Origin of the sequence: Actinomyces slackii (genome assembly GCF_900637295.1) — a bacterium.
Classification (GTDB): Bacteria; Actinomycetota; Actinomycetes; order Actinomycetales; family Actinomycetaceae; genus Actinomyces; species Actinomyces slackii.
Genome location: NZ_LR134363.1, coordinates 1,628,174 through 1,652,939 on the forward strand (window position 1 = coordinate 1,628,174; position 24,766 = coordinate 1,652,939).

General features: G+C 66.0%; 15 protein-coding genes and 2 CRISPR repeat arrays. Of the genes, 2 read left to right on the forward strand and 13 right to left on the reverse strand.

Going from position 1 to position 24,766, the window contains the following annotated elements; translation table 11 throughout:
- Positions 1-168: 168 nt before the first annotated feature.
- Together EL266_RS06745 and EL266_RS06750 are read left to right on the forward strand one after the other, a co-directional pair.
- Positions 169-939 (forward strand): electron transfer flavoprotein subunit beta/FixA family protein, encoded by a 771-nt coding sequence (locus tag EL266_RS06745; protein ID WP_026428152.1) that lies wholly within the window; start codon positions 169-171, stop codon positions 937-939.
- Positions 940-975: 36 nt separating this feature from the next.
- Positions 976-1,965, forward strand: coding sequence for an electron transfer flavoprotein subunit alpha/FixB family protein (locus EL266_RS06750; RefSeq protein WP_026428153.1), 990 nt, complete (start codon positions 976-978; stop codon positions 1,963-1,965).
- 167 nt (positions 1,966-2,132) lie between these two features.
- On the opposite strand, the gene EL266_RS06755 is transcribed toward EL266_RS06750, so the two are convergent.
- The 13 genes from EL266_RS06755 to EL266_RS06815 all read right to left on the reverse strand — a co-directional run bounded on the left by EL266_RS06755 (position 2,133) and on the right by EL266_RS06815 (position 24,604).
- The gene (locus tag EL266_RS06755; protein WP_026428154.1) at positions 2,133-2,939 is read right to left on the reverse strand and encodes a hypothetical protein; all 807 of its coding nucleotides are present in this window, start codon (positions 2,937-2,939) and stop codon (positions 2,133-2,135) included.
- The gene (locus EL266_RS06760; RefSeq protein ID WP_026428155.1) at positions 2,939-3,688 is read right to left on the reverse strand and encodes an ABC transporter ATP-binding protein; all 750 of its coding nucleotides are present in this window, start codon (positions 3,686-3,688) and stop codon (positions 2,939-2,941) included. Before EL266_RS06760 ends, EL266_RS06755 begins: the two co-directional genes overlap by 1 nt.
- Positions 3,685-4,080, reverse strand: a complete 396-nt coding sequence (locus EL266_RS06765) for a GntR family transcriptional regulator (RefSeq protein WP_026428156.1) — start codon at positions 4,078-4,080, stop codon at positions 3,685-3,687. The genes EL266_RS06760 and EL266_RS06765 overlap by 4 nt, the downstream gene beginning before the upstream one ends.
- 320 nt (positions 4,081-4,400) lie before the next feature.
- Positions 4,401-5,510, reverse strand: a complete 1,110-nt coding sequence (gene mnmA / locus EL266_RS06770) for a tRNA 2-thiouridine(34) synthase MnmA (protein ID WP_026428157.1) — start codon at positions 5,508-5,510, stop codon at positions 4,401-4,403.
- A gap of 715 nt (positions 5,511-6,225) precedes the next feature.
- Positions 6,226-10,469: a CRISPR direct-repeat array (repeat unit 28 nt; unit sequence GGATCATCCCCGCGTGCGCGGGGTTTAC).
- 7 nt (positions 10,470-10,476) lie between these two features.
- A complete protein-coding gene (locus tag EL266_RS06775; RefSeq protein WP_126412247.1) occupies positions 10,477-11,541 on the reverse strand; it encodes an IS630 family transposase in 1,065 nt (354 codons plus the stop codon).
- 113 nt (positions 11,542-11,654) lie between these two features.
- Positions 11,655-15,343: a CRISPR direct-repeat array (repeat unit 28 nt; unit sequence GGATCATCCCCGCGTGCGCGGGGTTTAC).
- Between the two features lie 56 nt (positions 15,344-15,399).
- The gene (gene cas2e, locus EL266_RS06780; protein ID WP_026428218.1) at positions 15,400-15,792 is read right to left on the reverse strand and encodes a type I-E CRISPR-associated endoribonuclease Cas2e; all 393 of its coding nucleotides are present in this window, start codon (positions 15,790-15,792) and stop codon (positions 15,400-15,402) included.
- Entirely contained in the window at positions 15,786-16,733 is a 948-nt protein-coding gene (cas1e, locus tag EL266_RS06785; protein WP_026428217.1) for a type I-E CRISPR-associated endonuclease Cas1e, read from the reverse strand. The genes cas2e and cas1e overlap by 7 nt, the downstream gene beginning before the upstream one ends.
- Before the next feature lies 1 nt (position 16,734).
- Positions 16,735-17,424, reverse strand: a complete 690-nt coding sequence (gene cas6e, locus EL266_RS06790) for a type I-E CRISPR-associated protein Cas6/Cse3/CasE (RefSeq protein WP_084501228.1) — start codon at positions 17,422-17,424, stop codon at positions 16,735-16,737.
- A gap of 2 nt (positions 17,425-17,426) precedes the next feature.
- A complete protein-coding gene (cas5e, locus tag EL266_RS06795; RefSeq protein WP_026428216.1) occupies positions 17,427-18,149 on the reverse strand; it encodes a type I-E CRISPR-associated protein Cas5/CasD in 723 nt (240 codons plus the stop codon).
- Complete coding sequence (gene cas7e, locus EL266_RS06800) at positions 18,149-19,279, reverse strand: type I-E CRISPR-associated protein Cas7/Cse4/CasC (RefSeq protein WP_026428215.1); 1,131 nt, start codon at positions 19,277-19,279, stop codon at positions 18,149-18,151. The genes cas5e and cas7e overlap by 1 nt, the downstream gene beginning before the upstream one ends.
- A 2-nt stretch (positions 19,280-19,281) precedes the next feature.
- Entirely contained in the window at positions 19,282-19,989 is a 708-nt protein-coding gene (gene casB / locus EL266_RS06805) for a type I-E CRISPR-associated protein Cse2/CasB (protein WP_026428214.1), read from the reverse strand.
- Entirely contained in the window at positions 19,986-21,650 is a 1,665-nt protein-coding gene (gene casA / locus EL266_RS06810; RefSeq protein WP_034515901.1) for a type I-E CRISPR-associated protein Cse1/CasA, read from the reverse strand. Before casA ends, casB begins: the two co-directional genes overlap by 4 nt.
- Positions 21,647-24,604, reverse strand: coding sequence for a CRISPR-associated helicase/endonuclease Cas3 (locus EL266_RS06815; RefSeq protein WP_026428213.1), 2,958 nt, complete (start codon positions 24,602-24,604; stop codon positions 21,647-21,649). Before EL266_RS06815 ends, casA begins: the two co-directional genes overlap by 4 nt.
- Positions 24,605-24,766: the final 162 nt, after the last annotated feature.

Sequence of the window (24,766 nt, forward strand, 5' to 3'; positions counted from 1 at the left end):
GGCTAACGATACCAACCGCTCAGGCAGTGAAGTCTCACTCTCTGAGTCGAGCGGTTCGGCCTGTGATCTGCGCATATGCCGGCGATGCGGGCCTGCGGGCCGGATGACCTGGCGCTCACTGGGCGGCCGGGCTGAAGGTCCGGGGTCATTTATGGCAATCTTGGCCGCATGAAAATCGTGGTCTGCATCAAGCACGTCCCTGACCTGCAGTCCGAGCGCCGCCTGGAGGACGGTCGCCTGGTTCGCGGGGAGGAGGACGTCCTCAACGAGCTCGATGAGAATGCCGTGGAGGCTGCCGTGTCCCTGGCGGAGGAGTCGGATGGGGAGGTGGTCGTGCTGACCATGGGCCCCGAGGACTCCGAGGACGGGGTGCGCCGCGCCCTGCAGATGGGGGCCGACTCCGGCGTCGTCGTGGCCGATGACTCCCTGGCGGGGGCCGATGTGGTGACCACCGCCCGCGTCCTGGCCGCCGCCATCGAGCGGATCGGCGGGGCGGATCTGGTCATCACCGGGATGGCCTCCCTGGATGCCATGACCTCCATGCTCCCCGGGGCGCTGGCCGCGGCGCTGGGGCGGCCGGCGCTGACCCTGGCCCACAGCCTCGAGGTCGCCGACGGCGTCGTGACCATCGCCCGAACCGTGGGAACCATCCGGGAGGAGCTGCGCGCCCCCCTGCCGGCCCTGGTCTCCGTGACCGACCAGGCCAATGAGCCCCGCTACCCCAACTTCGCCGCCATGCGCGCGGCCAAGAAGAAGCCCGTCGAGTTCTGGGACGGCGAGGATCTGGGCCTGGAGCTCGAGGCCGGCCCGGGTGTGGCGGTTGTCGACACCCAGGAGCGCCCCGCCCGCGAGGCCGGGACCATCGTGACCGACTCCGGGCGGGCCGGCGCCGAGCTCGCCGCCTGGCTGGTGGACAACAAGCTCATTCCCACGGCCTGAGCCCCCGGACCATCTTCGTGAAGGAAGTCGACCATCATGCTTGACGCCCCTGTGCTTGTTCTCATCGACCTGGAGGACCAGGCCGGAGCCTGCGCGCCCACCGGCCCCGCCCTCGAACTGCTGACCGCTGCGCGCCGTCTGAGCGGCGACGTCGTCGCCCTGTGCCTGCGCGCCCCCGATGCCCCGGGCGCCGCGGCCATCGCCGGGGCGGGTGCGAGCCGCCTGCTCGTGGCCGAGCTGGGGGATCGCTCGGCGCTGGCGGCTGATGCCGCTGACGCTGTTGTCGCCGCCGCTCGGGCCGTGGGGCCTGGCGCGATCCTGGTGGTCAGTGACTATCGCGGCAAGGAGCTGGCCGGCCGCGCCTCGGTGCTGCTGGGGTCGGTCGCCGTCTCGGACGCGGCCGACCTGGAGGAGGTCGACGGCGAGCTGCGCGCCTCCAAGCTCGTCTTGTCCGGGTCCTGGTCCACCACCGTCTCCGTGGCGCCTCAGGCCGAGGGGACCCCGATCATCGCCCTGCGCCCCGGCGCCGTGGAGGCTGAGGCCCAGCCCGGCGCCGCGCCCCTGGAGGCCGAGGCCCTCGCCGTTGAGCCCGCTGCCGAGACTGCCGCCGTGGAGCTGGTCTCGCGGGAGTCCGCCTCTGCTGCCACCGGTCCGGCCCTGGGCGAGGCGCGCACCGTCGTGGTGGGCGGTCGCGGAGTGGACGGCGACTTCGATCTGGTCCGCTCGCTGGCCGAGCCCCTGGGGGCTGCCGTGGGGGCGACCCGTGTGGCCTGCGATGAGGGATGGATCGAGCGCAGCGCGCAGATCGGGCAGACGGGGGAGACGATCTCCCCGCGCCTGTACATCTCCCTGGGTGTCTCCGGGGCCATCCATCACACCTCCGGCATTCAGGGGGCCGGCACGATCGTGGCGATCTGCGACGACTCCGAGGCGCCGATCTTCGAGATGGCCGACTACGGCGTCGTCGGGGATGTCACCGAGGTGGTCCCTCAGCTGGTCGAGGAGCTGGAGCGCCTGCGCGGCTGACCGCAGGCCCTGGTCGCCGCGCCCGGTTGGCACCGGCGTTGATCAGGACCGCCGCTCAGGACCGACTGATCAGGAGCAGCCGATCAGGGCCGGCCGATCAGAACCGTCTCTGCGCCGGGGCCGACTGTCGCAGTCGGCCCCGGCGCAGAACCGGTCCCAGCGCGCGCTCAGCGCAGGCAGGTGTGCCGCTCGATGGAGTGGACTGCCCACCAGGCCAGCCCCGCGGCGATCAGCGGATCCGTGGCCGCCACCCCCAGCCCGATGACCGTGGGTTCGGCGTCGGCGGTCACCGACTCGATGAAGCTGGGCAGCATCCACTCCCACACGATGGAGCCGGTTGTCAGGTCGTAGGAGAAGGGGATGAGCACGAGCAGGACGAGGGCCAGCGCCTGGGAGGCGACGTAGAGCAGGACCAGCCCGATCGCCGGCGCGCCGAGGCCCAGGTGGTTCCAGCGGCCCTGGGCCCCGATGCTCATGATCGAGCCCAGTTGGACAGCCTTGGCGACCAGGCCAAGGAGTACGACGACGATGAAGTAGGTGAGCATCGTCGTGCCCACTGCCTCCCGCATGGGGGTCAGGATCTCGGTCAGGGAGGATCCCGTCTGCTCGGCGAGAATGGCCAGCCACCACAGGAAGAGCGCCATGCTGATGGCCGTGGACACCAGGATGATGAGGGCCGCGTAGGTGATCTTGGCGGCGAAGACGCTGCGGCCCCTGACCGGCAGGGACATGGTGAGATAGGCGCGGTCCCCGCTCATGGTCTGCCAGTACTCGATGGCCATCTGGATGCCCACGGCCGGCGGTAGCGCCATTGCGGCGAGCAGGCCCAGGAGCATGAGCACCTGGGAGAGAAGCGGGATCTCCAGTGAGGCCAGGCCCAGTGAGGCGGCGGAGACCAGCAGGATGATCCCGGCGAGCACCGCGTTGCGCGGAGCCTGGGTGCGGAACTCTTCGGTGATGAGTGTGGTGAGCATCAGCTGTACTCCTTGCGGAACAGGGCGTCCAGGCTCGTGGCGTGGCTCTGGCGCAGGTCGTCGGCGTCGCCGGCCAGGAGCAGGCGCCCGCCCTTGAGGAAGATGACGGAGTCCACGATGGTCTCGACGTCGGCGATGAGGTGGGTGGAGATCAGCATGAGGGCCTGCTCGTCGAAGTCGCGCAGGATCCCGTTGAGGATGACGTCCCGGGCGGCAGGGTCGATCCCGGAGATGGGCTCATCGAGGAGGTAGACCCGTGCGCGCCGCGACATCGTCAGGCTGATCCGCAGCTTCTCGCCCATGCCCTTGCTCATCTCCTTGATGGTGCGGTCGGTGGGCAGTTGGAAGAAGCGGACGAGCTCGGCGGCCTTGGCCGCGTCGAAATCGGCGAAGAGCCGGGAGTACTGCGCGATGGCTGCCGCTGGGGTCAGGTGGGTGGACAGGAATCTCGCGTCGGGCAGGAAGGATGTCAGGGCCTTGGACTGAGGTCCGGGGGCGTGCCCGGCGATTGTGGCCTGGCCGTCGTAGTCGGACAGGACTCCGGCCAGGATCTTCAGCAGCGTGGTCTTGCCCGAGCCGTTGGCGCCCATGAGGCCGACGATGCGGCCGGGCGGCAATTCCAGATCCAGGCCGCTGAGGGCGGGCCTGCCGCGGAAGGCCTTGGTCAGGCCCCGGGTGGTGATCAGTGGGTCGCTGCCATCCAGGGAGGGGATGGTGCCCACGGGGGCGGTCAGTGGTGGTGCGCTCATGATGCGTCTCCTGGTGCTGGTTCGCCGTGGCCTGCGGGGTGGTGCCAGCGCTCCGCGAGTAGGGCGGTGCTCTGGTCCAGATCCATGCCGATGGCGGTCAATGCGGTGATGTAGGTGTCCGTGGCGCCGGTGGCGAGCTGCTTGCGCGCTGAGGCCAGGGTGGTGGCGTCCCTGGTGACGAAGCGTCCGGCGGTTCGCTCGGTGAGGGTCAGTCCCTGGCGGTCGAGCTCGGCCAGGGCGCGCTGGACGGTGTTGGGGTTGACGCCGGCCTCCACGGCGAGCTCTCGCACGCTGGGGATCCGGCTTCCGGGAGTCCAGTGGCCTGAGACGATTCGGTGGCGCAGGTCGTCGACCAGCTGGACCCAGATGGGGCGGGAGTCGTCTCGGTTCATGGGGCTCCTCGGTGTTGGACGGACGGTGGGCTCATGAGCGCAGTCAGAGGGCCTCGTCGGACCATCTGTATTACTGCACTAGTACAGTGACACAAGTGGGGTGAGGTGTCAAGCCGAGCGGGGCGAGGCGGCCTGTCGCTGGGGTGCTGCTTGGTGCCTCTGCCAGAGCGGTCTGGCCCTTGCGGAGATTGGGAGGGTGCGCAGAGCGTGAGGGCGCGGAGGCGGCGGCCGTGAGCGCGGGTGGCCGACTCGCGGGCCGAGTACGTGCGCGCCGCGTGGCCGCAGTGCTGCGGCCATGCGGCGATGAGTGGTGTGAGGGCTCAGGCGATGGTGGCCTGGGCGAGGACCTGGTCGCCGTCGGGCCCGCCGTAGACGACGGCGCTCTGCCCGGCGGCCACGCCCCGCAGGGGCTCGTGCAGCTCGGCGCTCAGCGTTGCGGCGGCCTCGTCGATGGTCACCGTGGCGGGGACGGGGCGGCCGTGGGCGCGCACCTGGAGGCTGACCTGCGGCCATGTGCTCTCGTGGCCGGGCTCGGTCAGGAGAACCAGGTCGGTGGCCTTCATGCTGGTGCGCCGCAGCAGCTCCTCGGGGCCTACCACCACCTCATTGGTGGCGGGCCGCGTCTCCAGGACGTAGCGGGGGCGGCCGTCGGCGGCGGGGCGGCTCAGGCCCAGGCCCTTGCGCTGGCCGACGGTGAAGCCGAAGTAGCCGTCGTGGTGGCCCAGGACCTGGCCGTCGGGGGAGACCATGGGGCCGGGCCGGCTGCCCAGGGAGCGCTCGAGGAAGCCGCGGGTGTCGCCGTCGGCCACGAAGCAGATGTCGTAGGAATCCGGCTTGGCGGCCACCGGTAGGCCCCGGGCCTCGGCCTCGGCGCGGACGGCGGCCTTGGAGGGGGCGTCTCCCAGGGGGAAGAGGGCCCGCGACAGTCCCCGCATGCCTGAGACGGCCAGGACGTAGGACTGGTCCTTGGCCCTGTCGGCCGCCCGGGCCAGGCGAAGGTTGGAGGGGTCGCCGGGGTGGCCGTCGGCGGCGCCTCCGCTCAGGCGCGCGTAGTGGCCCGTGACCACGGCGTCGAAGCCCATGGCCAGGCCCCGCTCCAGCAGGGCGTCGAACTTCACCCGCTCGTTGCAGCGCACGCAGGGGTTGGGGGTGCGGCCGGCGCGGTACTCGGAGAGGAAGTCCGACACCACTCGCTCCTCGAACTCCTCCGACAGGTCCCACACGTAGAAGGGGATGCCCAGGAGCTCGGCCGCCCAGCGCGCATCCCCGGAGTCCTCGATGGAGCAGCAGCCGCGGGAGCCCGAGCGGGTCTGGGCGCGGTTGCGGGTCAGAGCCATATGAACCCCGACGACCTCATGGCCGGCATCAACCGCCCGCGCGGCGGCGACCGCGGAGTCGACGCCGCCGGACAGGGCGGCCAGGACGCGCATGAGGGTTCCTTGGGGGTGATGGGCAGCGGCTCAGGGCCGACGGCGCAGGGCGCGGCCCGGGTGAGAAGCCTAGATGATTGATCCGGGGGAGTGCGGCCATGCTCAGTATGTCGTCCTGGCATCGGCCCGCTGGCAGCGGACCGGCCGGTGATCCGCGCCAGTTTTGTCCACCGTGAACAACTTTACCTAGCTCCGCTCGCAGGTCCTGCACTGGAAATATGCTCTGACCTGCGCGTTTACTATTGCGGTAAGTGGCGGAAAGTCTTAAAGTTGTTCACGGTGGACAAACGCGTCGGTGCCGCTCGACGACATCCGTGCCGCCGCCCTCAGCTCAGGACTCAGTGATCCTTCCTGCCCCTGGCGAGGAAGGTCCAGCGACCTTGCCCGCTGATCAGCTTGGATCATCCGCGTGCGCGGGCTTACGCCCGCATGATCGCCGAGCCTACCGCTGGCCTGGGATCATCCCCGCGTGCGCGGGGTTTACTCTGGCACTGGTAGTCGGATCGGTGTACCGTGGCGGTTGGGTCCAGAAGACACCATCGATTCTCGGTGGGGCAGTCCTGGACCCGACTCATGCCTGCCGCAGAGAGATTGGCGTCATCCGAGCCCCGGGGTCATCCCCGCGTGTGCGGGGCTTACTGCTTGCCGCCATGCGGATTATCCCCGCGGGCGCGGGGTTTACTCCTCCATCAAATCCAGTGCCAACGCAGGCTTGGGATCATCCCCGCGTGCGCGGGGTTTACCGCTTGATGCCAAGCTGCAACTGCTTGAGGTAGGGATCATCCCCGCGTGCGCGGGGTTTACGCCGGGACGACGGCGTTGATCGCCGTCCCCAGGGGATCATCCCCGCGGGCGCGGGGTTTACTCGGGGCTGGCGCCTTGGCCGATGGTGAACTTGGGATCATCCCCGCGTGCGCGGGGTTTACGCCAGGGTCGTTGAGGTCTTGCCGACCCCGCCCGGATCATCCCCGCGGGCGCGGGGTTTACGCCCGCACACGCGCGCCCACGCGCGAGAGGCCGGGATCATCCCCGCGTGCGCGGGGTTTACACCCAGTAACGGTTCAGATCCGGGTAGAACACAGGATCATCCCCGCGTGCGCGGGGTTTACGATCCCAGCGATGATCCTGTACGCGAGTCTCATAGGATCATCCCCGCGTGCGCGGGGTTTACTACATGTGGTCGATGATCAGCAGTATCAATGGGGGATCATCCCCGCGTGCGCGGGGTTTACGCCGTGGATGACGACCTTGTGGTGTCTTGCCTGGGATCATCCCCGCGTGCGCAGGGTTTACGACGACAGCGACAAGCACATCACTGGCGTGACCGGATCATCCCCGCGTGCGCGGGGTTTACACGGGCGCGGTACCCCGTAGAGTCCGCGCCGCAATGGATCATCCCCGCGTGCGCGGGGTTTACAGAAATGTTCAGCGACGAGATTGACCGCATGACGGATCATCCCCGCGTGCGCGGGGGTTACCGCTGAACATTTCTGTTCCCTTCTGGGTTGGTGGGATCATCCCCGCGTGCGCGGGGTTTACCGCAGCGGAGCCACGACAAGCACAGGTCCGTCGGGATCATCCCCGCGTGCGCGGGGTTTACCGAGCACGACGCCCCGGAGTGCCCCCTCCACCGGGATCATCCCCGCGTGCGCGGGGTTTACGGTGTTGGCGGCACGTATCACCGGCCACGGCTCGGATCATCCCCGCGTGCGCGGGGTTTACAGCGAGACGCTGCGGACCGCCGTCGGCTCCGCCGGATCATCCCCGCGTGCGCGGGGTTTACGACGCCCATGAGGACTTCCGCTTGGACGCGGGCGGATCATCCCCGCGTGCGCGGGGTTTACGCGCTAGCCGATCAGGCTGATCATCAAGGGCGCGGATCATCCCCGCGTGCGCGGGGTTTACGTGCGGATGGTCTTGATCGCCTTGCGCTCCTCCGGATCATCCCCGCGTGCGCGGGGTTTACTGTGTGACCTTGCAGATGGCGGCCAGGGTGTGCGGATCATCCCCGCGTGCGCGGGGTTTACAAAATCAACGAGATCACCGCGGGCATCTCCGGCGGATCATCCCCGCGTGCGCGGGGTTTACCGGCGCCTCGCCGAGCGCCTCGACCATCCCGACGGATCATCCCCGCGTGCGCGGGGTTTACGTCGCCAACGCCGTCAAGGTGACGGTCCGGGAGGGATCATCCCCGCGTGCGCGGGGTTTACGCCCGCATCGTGCACTCCCCCGGCAGTGAGATCGGATCATCCCCGCGTGCGCGGGGTTTACTATATAGGACACCAACCCCGGCCGCGGCGCAAGGGATCATCCCCGCGTGCGCGGGGTTTACTCGCCGAGACCGCTGCGGATACGCACTGCGCTCGGATCATCCCCGCGTGCGCGGGGTTTACTCGCTCTCCAGTCCAACCTGGACACGCTGAAGAGGATCATCCCCGCGTGCGCGGGGTTTACCATCGCCGCGGTCATGCCAATCGATGTGAAGGCGGATCATCCCCGCGTGCGCGGGGTTTACACGTGGCCGTCCTGTACCCACTAGAGCGTGCGGGGATCATCCCCGCGTGCGCGGGGTTTACGGCAGGACTCGGTGGTGCGTTATGTACTTGTTAGGATCATCCCCGCGTGCGCGGGGTTTACGGTGGTGAGTGTCAAGCGGAGTGGTTGTGGTGCGGATCATCCCCGCGTGCGCGGGGTTTACCGCAGAGAGTTATGAGGTCTACACGGACACCGGGGATCATCCCCGCGTGCGCGGGGTTTACCCCGTCGGATCACAGTCAGTGCTGACCCAATCGGGATCATCCCCGCGTGCGCGGGGTTTACCGGCCCCCGGGTCAAGCCCGGGGGCCGTGATCCGGATCATCCCCGCGTGCGCGGGGTTTACGTGACCCTGGAGGGCCGACTCAAAGGCCACCAGGGATCATCCCCGCGTGCGCGGGGTTTACGGTTGACCCGTGGGTCGCCGAGATGACGGCAGAGGATCATCCCCGCGTGCGCGGGGTTTACTACCTGTACCAGGGGGACGTGACAGACCGCATGGGATCATCCCCGCGTGCGCGGGGTTTACCCGGGATGGGGGGAATGCCTCAGTGCTGAGCATGGATCATCCCCGCGTGCGCGGGGTTTACGAGGTGAGGGTGCCCTAACTGAATCTCTGGGACGGATCATCCCCGCGTGCGCGGGGTTTACGGTGTGATGCGTTTGACAGGGGGTGTTTGGGTCGGATCATCCCCGCGTGCGCGGGGTTTACCAGGTGCGGTGGATGCGTGCGGCGTGGATGTGGCGGATCATCCCCGCGTGCGCGGGGTTTACGTGTGATGGAGTAGACAGGGGGCGTTTGGGACGGGATCATCCCCGCGTGCGCGGGGTTTACGCCCGCCCGCCTATCAGTGCAGCCCAGCCCCGGGGATCATCCCCGCGTGCGCGGGGTTTACCCCCTCGGGTGAGAACGATTCTCATTCGCGTGGTGGATCATCCCCGCGTGCGCGGGGTTTACTGCACCCATCCACTGGGTGCCCTGTCTGATTGCGGATCATCCCCGCGTGCGCGGGGTTTACACGCGATCCTGACGGCCTGAGATCCCCCCCCGGGGATCATCCCCGCGTGCGCGGGGTTTACGGGAGCATCCTGGTGAGCAATGGCGCCGGTTCCGGATCATCCCCGCGTGCGCGGGGTTTACGTGGCCCTCACCTACTGGGGTGACCAAGCAGCAGGATCATCCCCGCGTGCGCGGGGTTTACCTTGGTCCTAGAGGTGAGGCTTGCCTAAGTGGAGGATCATCCCCGCGTGCGCGGGGTTTACGAGGTAAGGGTGGCCTAAGGGATTTCCTGGGACGGATCATCCCCGCGTGCGCGGGGTTTACGGACTGGCTTGCTGCCCAGTGGAGGGCTGCCGGGGATCATCCCCGCGTGCGCGGGGTTTACAAGCACACGAACTGGTCGATCCGGGCGAAGTACGGATCATCCCCGCGTGCGCGGGGTTTACAAGCGGCACTGGCGGCCCTGATTGAGGCTGAGGGGATCATCCCCGCGTGCGCGGGGTTTACACTCAGGGGCTTCGCCCCGGGGACGTCCTGTTCGGATCATCCCCGCGTGCGCGGGGTTTACCTGTGCCGGATGCCCTGCGCTTCCCTGCCCGTGGGATCATCCCCGCGTGCGCGGGGTTTACCAGCGGTAGATGATCGGGCTGCTAACCAGTTGCGGATCATCCCCGCGTGCGCGGGGTTTACAACAGCCTGATCGACAACATCATCAACGTCACCGGATCATCCCCGCGTGCGCGGGGTTTACGGTGACCGGGTAGAGATCCGCAGCGGAGCTTGGGGATCATCCCCGCGTGCGCGGGGTTTACGCCCACACGCACACGCGCGCGCGCGAGAGGCCGGGATCATCCCCGCGTGCGCGGGGTTTACTTGATCAGGTACTCTTTCTTCACACTGGTGCGCGGATCATCCCCGCGTGCGCGGGGTTTACGACCTCATCTGGGGCCTGGACCAGCGGGGCGAGGGATCATCCCCGCGTGCGCGGGGTTTACGACTTTTCGTTGGGGTGACTGGGGTGTGACGCGGGATCATCCCCGCGTGCGCGGGGTTTACTGCGCGGGGACCGGGCGGCACTAGATGCCCCCGGGATCATCCCCGCGTGCGCGGGGTTTACGTTTGATTGGTGTGAACATGTGTTCGTGGGTAGGGATCATCCCCGCGTGCGCGGGGTTTACGGTCTCGTTTTTGGTTTTGGTTTTGGGTTTGGGGGATCATCCCCGCGTGCGCGGGGTTTACCGGATTTGTGTGACGCTCGCCATCGAACGCTTGTGGATCATCCCCGCGTGCGCGGGGTTTACTGCTGTCAGCATCAGACCCCCCTCCTCCACGCCGGATCATCCCCGCGTGCGCGGGGTTTACCTGCACGCGCACGCGCACACGCGCGAGAGGCCGGGATCATCCCCGCGTGCGCGGGGTTTATGGCCAGAATTAAACAAGATCGTGTGCTGGCGTGATGTTTGGGAGGTGTTCGAAGTCGTAGTCGAAGGTGCGGGTGTTGATGTAGCCCATGAATGCGGTGTAGGTCTCCTCGGGGGTGTCTCTCTGGATGTTCGCGATTGTGCCTTTGGCGGTGTTCCAGACGTGCTCGACCGGATTGTGGTCGGGTGCGTAGGGCGGCAGGTAGATGAGCCTGAGGCTCTCGAGCCGGCCTCCGGGCTGAAGCTGCTCTCTTAGCGCTTTGGCGTGGTGGAACCCGGCATTGTCGAGAACCACGGCGATCTTGTCGTTATCGGTCTCGCGCACCAGGCGAGTCAGGCAGGAGAGGATCTTCTCGGTGTTCTGGTTGCCCTCGATGGGGTAGACCTTGACCTTCTTGGATCTCAGGGACAGTGCGCCGAAGAAGGAGCAGGCGTTGCGGGTGCGGTCCACGTAGATCTTCGTTCGTTTACCCTGGGGCAACCACATGCGGCGGGTCTCAGCCTCGTGCTCCACGCGCACCTCATCGGCCGCGTACACCTCCCACCCGTCGCTCAGGAGGTCTGCGACCTCGTCTTGGATCTGGGCCATCCGCTTGGTGATGGCCTCCTCGTCGCGGCGCTTGTCAAAGGGGTCGGGCAGCTTGAAGCTCATGCCCGCAAAGTGCATGAGCAGCCGGTAGGAGGAGTCCGACTCGTACTCCACGTCGAATCTGGTCCTCACCACGTCAGCCAGGGCGGGAACATCCCAGAAGTCCGCCTTGATGCCGGACTGTGACGGTGGCCGGCTCAGAACCTCTTTGAGCTGCTCCTTCTGCTCGCGGGTGAGCTTGGCCGCATTCTGATTTCCCTTATGACCGGTGACCACCGAATGCAGACGGCTGACACGCCAAGACGCCAACCACTCCTTAACAGTCCTCACCGTGCGCCCCACCATCTCCGCAATGAAATCCAGGTCAACGCCGTGCGAGGCGTAGAGAATAGCCTCAGCTTTCAACCGGATGAGAATGAGGGAGTCACCTCGCTTCTTCCACCTGATAAGGACCTGCTGCTCCTCGTCTGTCACAACCACGTGCATGAAGAAATTCTACAACGAAAGGTGCCGTCATATCCAGCCCAGAAAGCCCCGGAATACGGTTTTGTTTAATTTCGGCCATACTCCAACCCGTCCCGCTGAACCACCGACGGGGGGGATCATCCCCGCGTGCGCGGGGTTTACTCCATGCCGTCAGGGAGGCGAGCCAAAACCTCGGGATCATCCCCGCGTGCGCGGGGTTTACTGCGCGCGTGTGCGCGTGCGGGCGTGTCGTGGCGGATCATCCCCGCGTGCGCGGGGTTTACCCCGACGAGCACCGGGCGGACTGGGTCGATAGGGGATCATCCCCGCGTGCGCGGGGTTTACGCGGCTACGTCTACAAGGTGAACAACCTGTGGCGGATCATCCCCGCGTGCGCGGGGTTTACTCGACCGGTTCGTGCGGGAGCTGCGCCCCAGGAGGATCATCCCCGCGTGCGCGGGGTTTACACCTTTTACTCGCGTGATGGTGCGGACGCACAGGGATCATCCCCGCGTGCGCGGGGTTTACCCCGACGAGCACCGGGAGGACTGGGTCGACCGGGGATCATCCCCGCGTGCGCGGGGTTTACGGACATCGAGCTGGCTAGCGCGATCCTGACGGCGGATCATCCCCGCGTGCGCGGGGTTTACTGCTGTCAGCATCAGACTCCCCTCCTCCGGGCCGGATCATCCCCGCGTGCGCGGGGTTTACGTCGACCCGTGGGTCGCAGACATGGTGGGAGACGGATCATCCCCGCGTGCGCGGGGTTTACTAGCCGGCCTCGGCGAGGATTGGGGGCCAGTCAGGATCATCCCCGCGTGCGCGGGGTTTACGGTCAGGCTCTGGGACGGCGAGGATGGCGAGAGAGGATCATCCCCGCGTGCGCGGGGTTTACGTGAGGTGCCAGTCAGGTACTGGGACGGAACTGGGATCATCCCCGCGTGCGCGGGGTTTACGAGAGGAGAGGCGCGGTGAGCTGCTTCCGGATGGGATCATCCCCGCGTGCGCGGGGTTTACCCCGACGAGCACCGGGAGGACTGGGTTGAGCAGGGATCATCCCCGCGTGCGCGGGGTTTACAGGAGAGAGTCATGCGTACATTCTTTGGCCTAGGGATCATCCCCGCGTGCGCGGGGTTTACGAGAGAGGGCCACCACCCCGATGGACAGGCAGGGGATCATCCCCGCGTGCGCGGGGTTTACTCGGGCGAGACGGCGTGGTGCTCCAGGAGCGCGGGATCATCCCCGCGTGCGCGGGGTTTACAACAGCCTGATCGACAACATCACCGCCACCACCGGATCATCCCCGCGTGCGCGGGGTTTACTTTAGGTCTTTGGTCCTAGGGGAGGCGTGGGACGGATCATCCCCGCGTGCGCGGGGTTTACTGGTTGTGATGGCGGTCTCGTTATGCGTTGCTGGGATCATCCCCGCGTGCGCGGGGTTTACGGCCTGCAATATCGTCGCGGATGGGATTTTGTCGGATCATCCCCGCGTGCGCGGGGTTTACTGTGGTCTCACCTCGATCTAGCTCGAACATCCGGGATCATCCCCGCGTGCGCGGGGTTTACGAGGTGAGGCTGCCCTAACTGATTCTCTAGGACGGATCATCCCCGCGTGCGCGGGGTTTACTTTGGGCCCTTGGTCCTAGGGGAGGCGTGGGACGGATCATCCCCGCGTGCGCGGGGTTTACATGGGCGTGCAGTCTCTGAACTGGATGCGGGACGGATCATCCCCGCGTGCGCGGGGTTTACCCCCCTGCCAGCAGCCAGGTGGCGTCGATGGCGGGATCATCCCCGCGTGCGCGGGGTTTACGTCTCGTTATGTGTCGCGGTTTTCGGCTTTGTGGGATCATCCCCGCGTGCGCGGGGTTTACCTAATCCAACCCTCAACAACCCACGAACACATGGGATCATCCCCGCGTGCGCGGGGTTTACGACTGAGACCAGCATAGGAGGGGGAGCTCTCCCGGATCATCCCCGCGTGCGCGGGGTTTACCCCCCTGCCAGCAGCCAGGTGGTGCCGATGATGGGATCATCCCCGCGTGCGCGGGGTTTACGGTGTGATGGAGTAGACAGGGGGTGTTTGGGACGGATCATCCCCGCGTGCGCGGGGTTTACGGATCGCCCGGGAGGTGCACAGCAGTCGGCCGCGGATCATCCCCGCGTGCGCGGGGTTTACCCCGTGGTGATGTTTGCTCCACCGTACTCGGTGGGATCATCCCCGCGTGCGCGGGGTTTACCCCGACGAGCACTGGGAGGACTGGGTCGGCCGGGGATCATCCCCGCGTGCGCGGGGTTTACCGGGATTGTGTGACGTGCGCCATCGAACGAATGGGATCATCCCCGCGTGCGCGGGGTTTACAACCCCCCCCGTAGGTGGTTCAGCGGGCCGGGGGGATCATCCCCGCGTGCGCGGGGTTTACACTGATCGGCCTGGGGGCTATCGCCCCTACGGCGGATCATCCCCGCGTGCGCGGGGTTTACGCGTGGGGGCGCGCGTACGTGTGTGCGCGTGCGGGATCATCCCCGCGTGCGCGGGGTTTACGAGGTGAGGGTGACCTAACTGATTCTCTAGGACGGATCATCCCCGCGTGCGCGGGGTTTACGCGACGCGCTTGAGACCTCCATCCTGGCTGCCCGGATCATCCCCGCGTGCGCGGGGTTTACGAACGTCTTGTTTTGTTCGGACATTTGGTGTGGGGATCATCCCCGCGTGCGCGGGGTTTACTCGGGCGAGACGGCGTGGTGCTCCAGGTGCCCGGGATCATCCCCGCGTGCGCGGGGTTTACCGCCTATCAGTGCAGCCAACCCCCCGTCGGTGGGGATCATCCCCGCGTGCGCGGGGTTTACCCGTACCTGCGTAGCGCATCAAGCGTTCTGACGGGATCATCCCCGCGTGCGCGGGGTTTACATGCGCTCCCGCTGGATAGTCCGGATTGGTACGGGATCATCCCCGCGTGCGCGGGGTTTACTGCACCTACGGTGCAGGGGAGAGTGGCGTCTTGGGATCATCCCCGCGTGCGCGGGGTTTACTGATCAAGACAGCTGACGACGCCACGAGGTTCGGGATCATCCCCGCGTGCGCGGGGTTTACGTTCGTTACTCATTGAACCACTGTCCTTTCCTGGGATCATCCCCGCGTGCGCGGGGTTTACTTCGTTCGATGGTGCACGTCACACAAATCCGGCGGATCATCCCCGCGTGCGCGGGGTTTACTCCCTGGTTCTGCACGTGCTGCGGGAGGCGGGCGGATCATCCCCGCGTGCGCGGGGTTTACTGCGCGATCTCCTGCATCATGAGCGCAAGGCTGGGATCATCCCCGCGTGCGCGGGGTTTACCCAGTGGACGGGTGCACGCACAAGAACTTGCACGGATCATCCCCGCGTGCGCGGGGTTTACCGTGGCCGGCGAAGATCGGTGGGGGCCTGAACCGGATCATCCCCGCGTGCGCGGGGTTTACCACGCCGGGGGTATCGCCTCAATAGGTCTCGGCGGATCATCCCCGCGTGCGCGGGGTTTACACTCGACTCTCAGCCCCCTGAATCTCAATGGGCGGATCATCCCCGCGTGCGCGGGGTTTACGTTGTGATGGGTTTGATTGGGGTTGTCCATGGGGGATCATCCCCGCGTGCGCGGGGTTTACGGATCGCACAGGAAGCGCGTCGCCATCAGCCGCGGATCATCCCCGCGTGCGCGGGGTTTACGCGCAACGAGGTCCCCACCGAGCGGCGGACCGCGGATCATCCCCGCGTGCGCGGGGTTTACAACCCGTCATGAACCACCCCCACTACGGCGAAGGGATCATCCCCGCGTGCGCGGGGTTTACACTTGGCAATCCTTGGAATCCCAACGGTCCGTTAGTCTACCAGGGGTCGTTTACCTTCACTCGTGACCTAGCGCCCGCTCCGCCGAGTTGCGGTAGCGGCGTCGTCGAGCGGCGATCGACCACGACTCCTTCGCTGGCTTGACGGAACCAGGGATGGCGTGCGCCGCCTCGATCTGGCGGTACGGGGTCCTCATCACCAGGCAGCCCTCGATGTCCACGGGCTCCCGGTCGTGCGCAAGCGAAGCCACTGCGAAGCGCTGCTCGGAGCGTGTCGACCAGATGAGAAGCGCACGCCCGTCGCCGATGTAGGCCCGTACCAATTCCCACAGTTGCTCGCGTACCCGAGCTGTCAGATGACCAACGAACACTCCAGGCGCGACTTCCATCAGCCACCTTGTCATCGAACCGCGCAGTTGCGCGGGCGCTGCGGAGAGGACCAGCACTACCATGCGCCAGCCTCCTCAGCGTCCAGCACGGCGTAGTTCGATCCGCCCTCGACAGCCTTCCTCTGGTAGTCCCACAGTGAGACGACGTTGATCGCCAGATCCTCCGACTCTTCGACCTCGAGCATCGCATGGATGTCTCTGACGGCGCGCTCGATCACCTTGAGTTCGAAGATCCTGTCCCGCACTCGGCGACGAGTCGTGCCCGTCAGGTCCTCCATGCCCTCGGCCACGACGTCAAAGGCGACCGGGATTGTGATATCGGCTTTATACAGGTCAGCGACGTCGTACACGAAGGACCGTTCGTGCCCGGTGTGAACGAAGCCGAGCCCCGGTGAGCAGCCGAGTGACACGATCACGGCATGCACCACCCCGTACAGTGCTGCGTGCGCCGCTGATAGCGCCTGGTTGATCGGGTCAGAGGCCTCAAAATCGTCGGGTCGGTAATCACGCCTTATCCACGGCACGCCTGTGCGCCTGGAGTTCTCCCGATAGACCTCGCGTACTCGCGCTCCTTCTCTGCCACGCAACTGCTGCATGGTCAGTCCCTCGACATCCTCACCAGCAAACCGCCAGCAGTACATCTGCCGCGCCACCTTGAGGCGCTTCTGCGGGGACGACACCCGCGCTGCCTGCTCGATGAGTAGATGCGTGGATGTGGCCAGGGAGCGTCCGTGTGCGTAGTAGCGCACTCCGCGTTCGCCCACCCACACAGCTGTGGTTCCGCACTCGCCAAGAAGGCTCATCGCCTGGTGACTCACGGAGGTTCCCGGCCCGAGAAGTACAGCCACAAGCGACGCAGCTGGCACCCGGATGGTGCCTTGATCGTTGCGGGCGGTCAAGGCACCATCCTCGCGGTGGACTACGCAGTGCTCCAGGTAGAGGAAGGACATGCGATCCGCTACACGGGGTAGTGCGGTCACTGGAACCGGCAGCATCCTGGCCATGTCACGCAGTCTGTGGTCGAGCCAGCGTCATGAGGCCGCAGCCGTAGGCCTTGGAACGACCAAGACCTGACACGAGTGTCGTGCGCAGTGCCTCAGCGTCAGTGACCCGAAGCAGCCCTTCGAAGACCGTCCGATTGATCGTCACCTGTGCCCGGCGCTGGGAGTGCGGGTCGTTTCTTCCGAAGACAGGGCGTTCTCGTCTCACGACCACAACAGACTCCTCTCCCGGGTTATCAGAGCCGGCAAAGGGCTCAAAGCCGTGCCCTGAGGCTCTGGTGAGGAACCACTGCCGCTGCTGCTCCACCGTCACATGTCCATAGACCTTCCCGCGAACTCCGGGTCCCCGGGGAGCTGAACGAGACGGGTTGGCAGCCAATCGGAATGCCCACACCTGTCCCGCCGCGAGACGGTTGAGGAAGGGCTCGTAATCGCCGACGCGTGCCTGAGCGCCCAGGGGCGCTGCATCTGCGACGAGCTGCGCAGTGTCAGGCTCGGCAGGAGAAGCGATGAACAGAGAGGTTCCGAAGGCCCCCTGGTCGACACGCCACAAGACCCGGCCGGTACCACCATCAGATACAGGACTAGTGGCCGAGGCCGCCTTCATGACGACTGCGTGCATCGCTTGAGGCGAGCCGAGATACTTACGGGCCAGACGGCGCTCGGGATCAAGATCGATCTTGGTCAGGAACATGGTCAGGCAACCTCCAGTTCCGACATGGGGTCATGCGGATCCTCAGGCATGATCTTCTGGCCGTCGTTTCCACCAAGGGAGACCAGGAGGCGCTCGACCTTGCGGAAGCCGTAGTCGCGGCGTCTGGGATCAAAGGCCAATGGAACATCCCGATGACCGATCGGACTTCCCGGCCTCTCCTCCTCACGAAGAGCGTCCTGGTCGATCAGCAGCTCAGCCATGAAACTCTCACGATGCCGGCGTCGGAACCATGACGAGGCCAGCCAGGGCTCATCCTGCAGCGTCTCCAAAAGGGGCTCTTGACGGAGCCCTAAGGAGACCGGCTGCGTGGGCGGGCACGACCGGCGCCCGAGGTAGAGCGGAAAGACCGGGTGACGGAGTTCCTCATCGAGACCGGTCAGCAAGGCCTCGTCGCCCTCGATGCCGGCAAGGAAGACAGCATCAGCCAGATAGTAGCGCTCGGACAGGGGCATGGATTCCCTGCCGTCTAGGGTCCGTGCCGTGTGGAAATCCCGGATGATCGTGCCGGGCTGGTCCTTGCGCACTCCGAAGCGCAGTCTCAAGAGATCCTCGATCGGGTCCGTGCGGCGACGCCCAAGGGCTGCGGCCAGCATGCCAATGACCCCGCTCTTGGACGGCGCGTGCTCGGTGTCCCGGACGGTAAAGCGCGATTTCACCCCCCAGGCTTGCATGGGGCCTGCGAGGCGCAGGAGCAGTACAGCCATCAGGACTGCTCCTGTCCGAGCACTCCTGGCGTCACTGCGTTCCGCACCCGGGACGGCAGGTCGGGGAAGGCGACGCGCTCGCCCAGTGAGCTGACTGCATCGGAGTCCTTGAGGCTGACGACGAAGGAGCGTGAGGGAGCGAGACCGTAGGCGCGCTCGACGTTGGCGGCGTAGGAGGCCAGCGCCTCCACGGACTGAGCCACATACCCCTCGCCCTCCTTCCTGGTGACAGCGTCCTCGAAGGCACCGACAAGTGAGACCGGCTGGTCGTTCCGGATCTGCACGGTGACGAGATCCGGTACTGTGCGGTTGGCGAAGGTGTTCTGCTTGCCGGTGGGCATTGACAGGCAGAAGCCGTTAATGAAGGCCTCCAATGCGCGAATCACGGCCTCATCGTCGCCGAGATTCTCTCGCAGCATGTCCAGGTTGACAGTGGCGTAGCGGTACATGGTGGCCGAGGAGAACTCCACTGTTCCCATCATGCCCGCACCTGCGTCCTCCTGCTCCTCAGCGGTAAACTTGGCGTCATCCACCGCGGTGAAGAAGTCGTACTCGTTCTCAGCAGCGTGGGTGGAGATGGCGTGGGCCACCTGGCAGGCGGCATCCACATTGAGGTCGGTGTCGTCAGCGACCATCCGTCCGAACAAGGAGACATCAATAGCGTGCTCCTCCTTGAAGATCTTCTTGACCTGCTTGGGATCCAGCTTGTCGCCAGTGCTGGCAGAGGCGATGGCGAGTTCACTGAGCCGCGAGATCTGACTGGAGGACAGGAAGATGAGGTACCCCGATTCCTTAGGCGCGTCCTTCTTGTTGCGCGGTGGGGTGAGCTTGATCTTGGCCGCACCGAACACGTCCTCTGCCAAGCCGACGGCGGATTCGGCGAGGTCCGGTGCTTCCGCTGCGATCCTGGCGGCGAGAACCTCGACGACTCGCTTGGTGCGGGTGCCGAGGTCGGTCGCATCGAGGTGATTCTGGAAGTGAAGCCGGGTGGCTCGCTTCCAGGATTGGCTGGACACACGCAGACGGCGGATGCCGCCGTAGACCGCTGACTTGGGAGATCCGGAGTCATCCCGGTTCACACAGCTCGGCGGGACGCTCTGGATGACGTGAATGTCGACGAAAGTACTCATGATCAGTTCTCCGATTGTGTAGTGGATGAGGTGCTGGTGCTGTGGTCGCCGTCAGATGCGGCTTCATGGGAGGCGAGCTCCGCGCTGTGACTCCGGGAGTACTGTCGTGACCAGGTCAAGCGAACCTTCCTCGCGCCCCCCGGTCGCTGGAAGCCGACGACATCGTCGGCAAGCATGGCGTGGTCGAGAGGGATCTCGTGTGCGCGCAGCAGGGAGACGAAGGTCCGCAGGTGCCGACACAGCTCGGCAACCGTGGTGGCCGTGACAAGGGCGTTGAATCGGGATCGTGCGGAGGGATTCTCCTGGTCTGGAGGTCCGATCAGGTCTCGTGCCGCATGACCAAGGCCCATCCCACGGCGGAACATCCCCGTGGTGCGGGATTGCTGGTGAACGGCATACAAGGTCATGGCGGTATGGACGGCAACCTCCTCCCAGGTGGGCTCGTCGCCGGCAAAGTCTGGCACCTTCACCTGGGTGAGCGTCCACACTTCCGCGATCTCACCGGGAGCCTTGCTGGATGCGCGGCGGAGCGCGGCAACATCAGCGCGGCCCGAGGACTCGTCCCTCAAGTAGCGAGCCTGAATTCCGCGCGGGCCATCAATCTGCTCGGCGACGAAGCTCCCGACCGAACCAAGGGCACGAGCGCGGTGCTTCCCCGGTGGGGCGGCCCCCGCCATCTCCTCAGGGGTACTGGTGGCTAGCGCTGTCATGCGGGTGTCCCTTCTGTGCGGTGGTCGGATGATGCGGAGCTGGGCGGTCGGGGAAGGACCTTGGTGAGCGCCAGTCGGAAGAAGAGCAGGGCGCGGCTGACGTCCATGCGCCCGTTTCCCTCACCTCGACCGGCAAACGCGGTCTCCGGAACCGTGTTGGCGAGAGCGTTCTGCTGACGAAGCGCCTCGCGACGCAGGTAGTCACGCCACTCCTCGCGAGATCGGTTCGGGTCCCTCTCGTCAAGCAGGGCGAGCCAGCGGGGGAACTCCTCGTCGATGACCTGGTAGAAGGCAGCACGCGCACGATCCCCTGCCGCAGATGCCGTGTCCGGACTTCCGCCGCTGGCGAGGTCAAGGTTGGAGGCGAGTCGACGAAGGGCGTAAGCCACCTGCTCCGTCTCCTCCATGGCGTCGCGGACAATGACGGCCAGACGGCGGCTCTCCTGCGAGTCGGGATCGAGCAGCGCTGCAGGAAGGCTGAGAGCATCGTCGACCAGCTCAGTGACGACAGCCTCCTGCGCCCCGTAGGTGATACCAACAGCATGCAACGGGATCAAGCCCGAGTTGGGCGTGATCCTCCGGCGCATGAGTTCCTGGTAGAAAACCACGACTCCGGGGGAGCGGTAGCGAGTGACCTCCTTGCCCTTGACTGACACGGTGGGGCTGAGCTGAGATACGAGGGAGGGAAGACCTCGCCAGAAGGCTTGATCAGTTGGGTGCTTTCTCGGCATGAAGACGGTTGCCCTGAACTTCTTCGTCTGCGGATCAGAGTAGCGCCATGCCGTCATGGGTTCCGACGAGTAGCGGTTCTGCGGCGTCGCCTTGTCACCGTTGCCGAGGAAGAGGCCTGTGACGAAGGTGTCGTCGCCATGAAGAAGCACTCTTCTGGTCTGCCAGGTGTAGCAGGTGACTGGGCCGTTCAGGGGGAGGTCTGCGGTGCCGGCCGGCCCGTCCTGATCCCGCTCCCAGGGCGGTAGGTCGGCGTCGGGGTCAACGTCCTCAAGATCAGGAACGAGTTCCGTCGCGGTCGTGTTGAGCAGGAGCGTTCTGGCGAGGTTGCTGCCTTCGAGGTGGATCCCACCGATCTGCCCGGTCCATCCTGGCCCGATGGGATATCCCTTTCCGCCCTTGACCTGTGGGTCGCCGACGGCACCCGACCTGATCCCGGATGGATCGAAAGCATGGACATGGATGAGCCAGCGGGCGGCCTCCGCCCACGTCATCCGATCCAAGCCCTCGGAGATGCGAGTGGTGAAGAACGGGTGACCGTTAGGAACATCAACGACCAGTGATTCCAGCCCAGAGGTCTTGCCCGAGGCAGCATGGATCCCGGCCACTTGGAAGAAGGGATGAGTCGGGTGACGCAGGTCGAAGCGGTCTCGATACCGCATGAGGTAGCTCGCTGCCGCCTCGCCAAGAGTGGAGGGGTCATCCCAGTGCTCTATCCACGCATCGAGGTCGGCAGGCCCTTCCATGGCGCGGTGGCAGATGGCGAGCAGAAGCCGCAGGATCGCGAAATCCTGGGAGGCGATCTCGCCATGAACACCCGCGATGGTCTCCGCTTCTGCGAACACGGTGAGCAGTGAGACCTCATCCTGAGTGCCGTTTATCCGGACGACCTTGATCCAAGGCTCGTCCAGGAGGTTGAAGGTCGATGTCATGGGCGGATCTCCTTGAGTCCAGTTGATGAGTCGTACTCCAGTAGTGTTCCGGCGAGCTCGGTGCGCCCGTCGACGAGGGGGAGGACCAGTTGCCCCCTCAGATCACGATCATCCTGCCAAGGGGGTACGACATGAATCTCGAGCTCAGCGATCGCCCGATCAAAGCTCGCCCCTCGTGTCACGCCGGCGGGAAGCCGGACCGTCGACATGACCATGGCACGCACAACATCGCGGTCAGGCTTCCTGTCGGTGGGGATGATCACCCCTGGCGCCTCGGCCGCGGTCGGGAGTGTGCGGAGTTCCTCCTGGCCGCCCAGGCGGTGAAGGTCGACCAGGATGACCTCCAGGGAGTCCTCGCCATCGCGAACCTGGGCGCGCCCCTTCTCCTCATTGTCACTGGCAGCGGTGTGCAACCAGCCAACCAGGTCCGCCCTCCTGCCTGAGGGTTTGGGCTCACCGAGGAGGAACCCCTTGGCTGCGTCGTGCTTGGCTGCGAGTTCCCGTGCTGCAGCCTCTCGGGCGGTGACGACGGCCTCCTGCCACGCGGGTGGTATGGAGACTTCCAGCCCATAGACGGCCTCGATGAGATCGTGGATATCATCAGGAGTAGTGATAGTGCCGGTTCCGTCCAGGATGGCGTTCAGCGCGGCCGCCGTGAGAAGCATGTCCTGTTCGCCGTAGATGGCCTTCGCGCCGGGTTCGATTCGCGGCGCTGGATTCCCCGTGTTCGGCAGCCAGTCGATGTAGCAAGTGGCTGTGCTCAACCGCTGTGGACGCAAACGATCATGACGATGGAGGCGCCCCATGCGCTGGAGGATGAGATCGATGGGGGCGAGATCGGTGATGAGGAGGTCGAAGTCAACATCCAGGGATTGCTCCACCACCTGCGTGGCCACGACAATCGACCGGTAAGGCCTCTCGGGGTGAGAGCGCGGTGGACCAAAACGGCGGAGCAGATCGGCGTCCTTGGCCATCCGGTCGCCGATGGTGAAACGGGCGTGGTGGAGACTCACCTCCTCGCCGAAGGCCTCGCGGAGATGCTCGTATGTCTCCTGTGCACGCCGGACCGTATTGCGCACGATGAGCGCACAGCCGCCGTCGGCCAGGGCGTCGTTCAAAAGGAGGGGCAGGTCCAGTTCCCTGGTGAGGCGCTTGAGGCGCACCGTGCTGCGGCGGCCGGAGGCATTCGTGGGCATGACCTGGACCTCGGATGTTCCAGCAGTGACGAGACAGGGGAAGGGTGTGCTGATCGGCTTGGGCTGGGGCGTCCTCGGCGGCTTCCTCCCCGCCGAGAGCTCGAGGCCACGCTGATAGGCGTCCACCATGGCAGCGCATCGTGCCTCGGAGAGCGTGGCTGACAGGAGCACCACGGGCACCCCGTATGCGGCCAGCCACGTCAGCGCACGGTCTAGGTAGGTGTTCATGTACGTGGAGTAGGAGTGGACCTCGTCGACGATGACGACCTTGCGGGACAGGCCGAGGTGCCTGAGGGCGAGATGCGGTGCGCGCATCGCACCGAAGAGCAGATGGTCCACCGTGGTGACGACGAAGTCTGAGAGCATGGACTTCTTCCTGCCCGCGAACCAGGCGAGGATGGCGAGATCCGCGCGCTGGCGTCCCGGGACTCCTGCATCCCCATGAGAAAGACGCGCGGCGTCCTCGTCACGGCCGATGTCCCGCGGTTGAGGGGAACCGTGATCCGGAGCGTCGCCGCCGAGCCCGCCAAGGAGACGGTCGTGAATCTGCCACCCTGCGCGGCGCAGAGCCCCCGCTTGCCGATTGAGGCGAGCCCGTCCGTGCTGGAGACTGACAGCGAACGTGGAGGGCGCCCCGTCTGCGGCATACGCGTCCTCAATGCGCTCCAGCCAGTCGAGTTCGCGCGCGAACATGGCGTCCGTCGTCGCCTGGGTGGGAAGAGCGAAGAGGGCTCCGGAGCGGCCAGTACGAGCCGCGAGGATCTCGACCGCTAACTTGGCGGCCTCAGTCTTGCCGCCACCGGTGGACTCCTGAATGATGAGTATCCCAGGGAGGGGCATCGAGCGAGCGGCATCGACAGCGCGTTCTTGGACATCGGTGGCCTTGGCTCCCGGCGGCAGGCTGAAGCGCGAGGCGAGGAGAGTGTCGGCGGTCTCACCGTCATCGCGTGGCCGCCACGGGGTGGGGATCTCCAGGCGGGCGATCCCTCGGGCGGCGCGACCTGAGTGCGCTGTCGGCAGGAAGTGCTCCAGGCCCAGGTCATCCAGGTGCATGAGCGGGAAGTAGTCCTCGCAGGAGGCGATCCAGTCAGTCACGATGACCAGGCCGGAGAGCTCGACGAGGAAGGTCTGCGACCACCTCCGCTGTGCCCAATGCGCCAGGAGAGGGCCTGCTCCGGTGCGCTCAGTCGCCAGGTCCAACAACTCGCGTTGAACTTGGCTCCAGCGCTCGCCACCCAGAAGGGGCTGACGGGCCTTGAGATCGTTCAAGGCGGAGGATGTTGCCGGGATGCCATGATGAGCCCCGACGATCGACGCCAGCGCCTGGGCTGAATCGACGTTCCAGTCCAGATCCTCCACGAGCCAGGACTCCACGATGTGGTGGCCGGCCAGGGCATGCGGGACCTTGCGCCGTTCCATGGGGTCAATGGCTTCGTGGCTCAGGCCTGCCTCTGTCATGCGGTCATCGAGACCTCCGACCTGCATGGAGAATGCGGGCGTGCACTTGCCGATATCGTGGATGCCTGCGAGCCAGGAGGCGAGGAGGCAGAACTCGTCGGCGGGTGAGAGGGTGGACTGGGAGCCGGAGAACTCCCGCTCCAACAGGTCGGCGATCGCAGGAGCGATCCAGGTACGGGCCAGGTGCTCCGCCACTGCAGCAGCATCGAGCAGGTGCAGCCACAGAGGCAGCCATCGCTGGCGTTCCGGGTCATAGCCGGACTTCGCCCACACGCGCTGGGCGGCAATGGACAGGCTCATGGGGCTCCCTCCTTGGAGACAGACAAAGATTAGGTCAGGGCACCGACACAAATGACTGCTTCGTCGTGGCGCCGAGCCACCGTGATCGAACCGTTGTGCGTCAGCGGAGAAGGCCTCGGCGTCGGCCGCGCAAGCGCGCCGTGAGTGTCGGGTACACGCAGC

What these genes read in the sequence shown, in the direction of transcription:
- EL266_RS06815 (WP_026428213.1), bottom strand. Translation starts at nt 24,604, where the DNA reads ATGAGCCTGTCCATTGCCGCCCAGCGCGTGTGGGCGAAGTCCGGCTAT.
- cas5e (WP_026428216.1), bottom strand. Translation starts at nt 18,149, where the DNA reads ATGGCTGTACTGCTCCTGCGCCTCGCAGGCCCCATGCAAGCCTGGGGG.
- cas6e (WP_084501228.1), bottom strand. Translation starts at nt 17,424, where the DNA reads ATGTTCCTGACCAAGATCGATCTTGATCCCGAGCGCCGTCTGGCCCGT.
- EL266_RS06755 (WP_026428154.1), bottom strand. Translation starts at nt 2,939, where the DNA reads ATGCTCACCACACTCATCACCGAAGAGTTCCGCACCCAGGCTCCGCGC.
- casA (WP_034515901.1), bottom strand. Translation starts at nt 21,650, where the DNA reads ATGACATCGACCTTCAACCTCCTGGACGAGCCTTGGATCAAGGTCGTC.
- EL266_RS06765 (WP_026428156.1), bottom strand. Translation starts at nt 4,080, where the DNA reads ATGAACCGAGACGACTCCCGCCCCATCTGGGTCCAGCTGGTCGACGAC.
- EL266_RS06745 (WP_026428152.1), top strand. Translation starts at nt 169, where the DNA reads ATGAAAATCGTGGTCTGCATCAAGCACGTCCCTGACCTGCAGTCCGAG.
- casB (WP_026428214.1), bottom strand. Translation starts at nt 19,989, where the DNA reads ATGACAGCGCTAGCCACCAGTACCCCTGAGGAGATGGCGGGGGCCGCC.
- cas1e (WP_026428217.1), bottom strand. Translation starts at nt 16,733, where the DNA reads ATGGCCAGGATGCTGCCGGTTCCAGTGACCGCACTACCCCGTGTAGCG.
- EL266_RS06760 (WP_026428155.1), bottom strand. Translation starts at nt 3,688, where the DNA reads ATGAGCGCACCACCACTGACCGCCCCCGTGGGCACCATCCCCTCCCTG.
- cas7e (WP_026428215.1), bottom strand. Translation starts at nt 19,279, where the DNA reads ATGAGTACTTTCGTCGACATTCACGTCATCCAGAGCGTCCCGCCGAGC.
- EL266_RS06750 (WP_026428153.1), top strand. Translation starts at nt 976, where the DNA reads ATGCTTGACGCCCCTGTGCTTGTTCTCATCGACCTGGAGGACCAGGCC.
- EL266_RS06775 (WP_126412247.1), bottom strand. Translation starts at nt 11,541, where the DNA reads ATGCACGTGGTTGTGACAGACGAGGAGCAGCAGGTCCTTATCAGGTGG.
- cas2e (WP_026428218.1), bottom strand. Translation starts at nt 15,792, where the DNA reads ATGGTAGTGCTGGTCCTCTCCGCAGCGCCCGCGCAACTGCGCGGTTCG.
- mnmA (WP_026428157.1), bottom strand. Translation starts at nt 5,510, where the DNA reads ATGCGCGTCCTGGCCGCCCTGTCCGGCGGCGTCGACTCCGCGGTCGCC.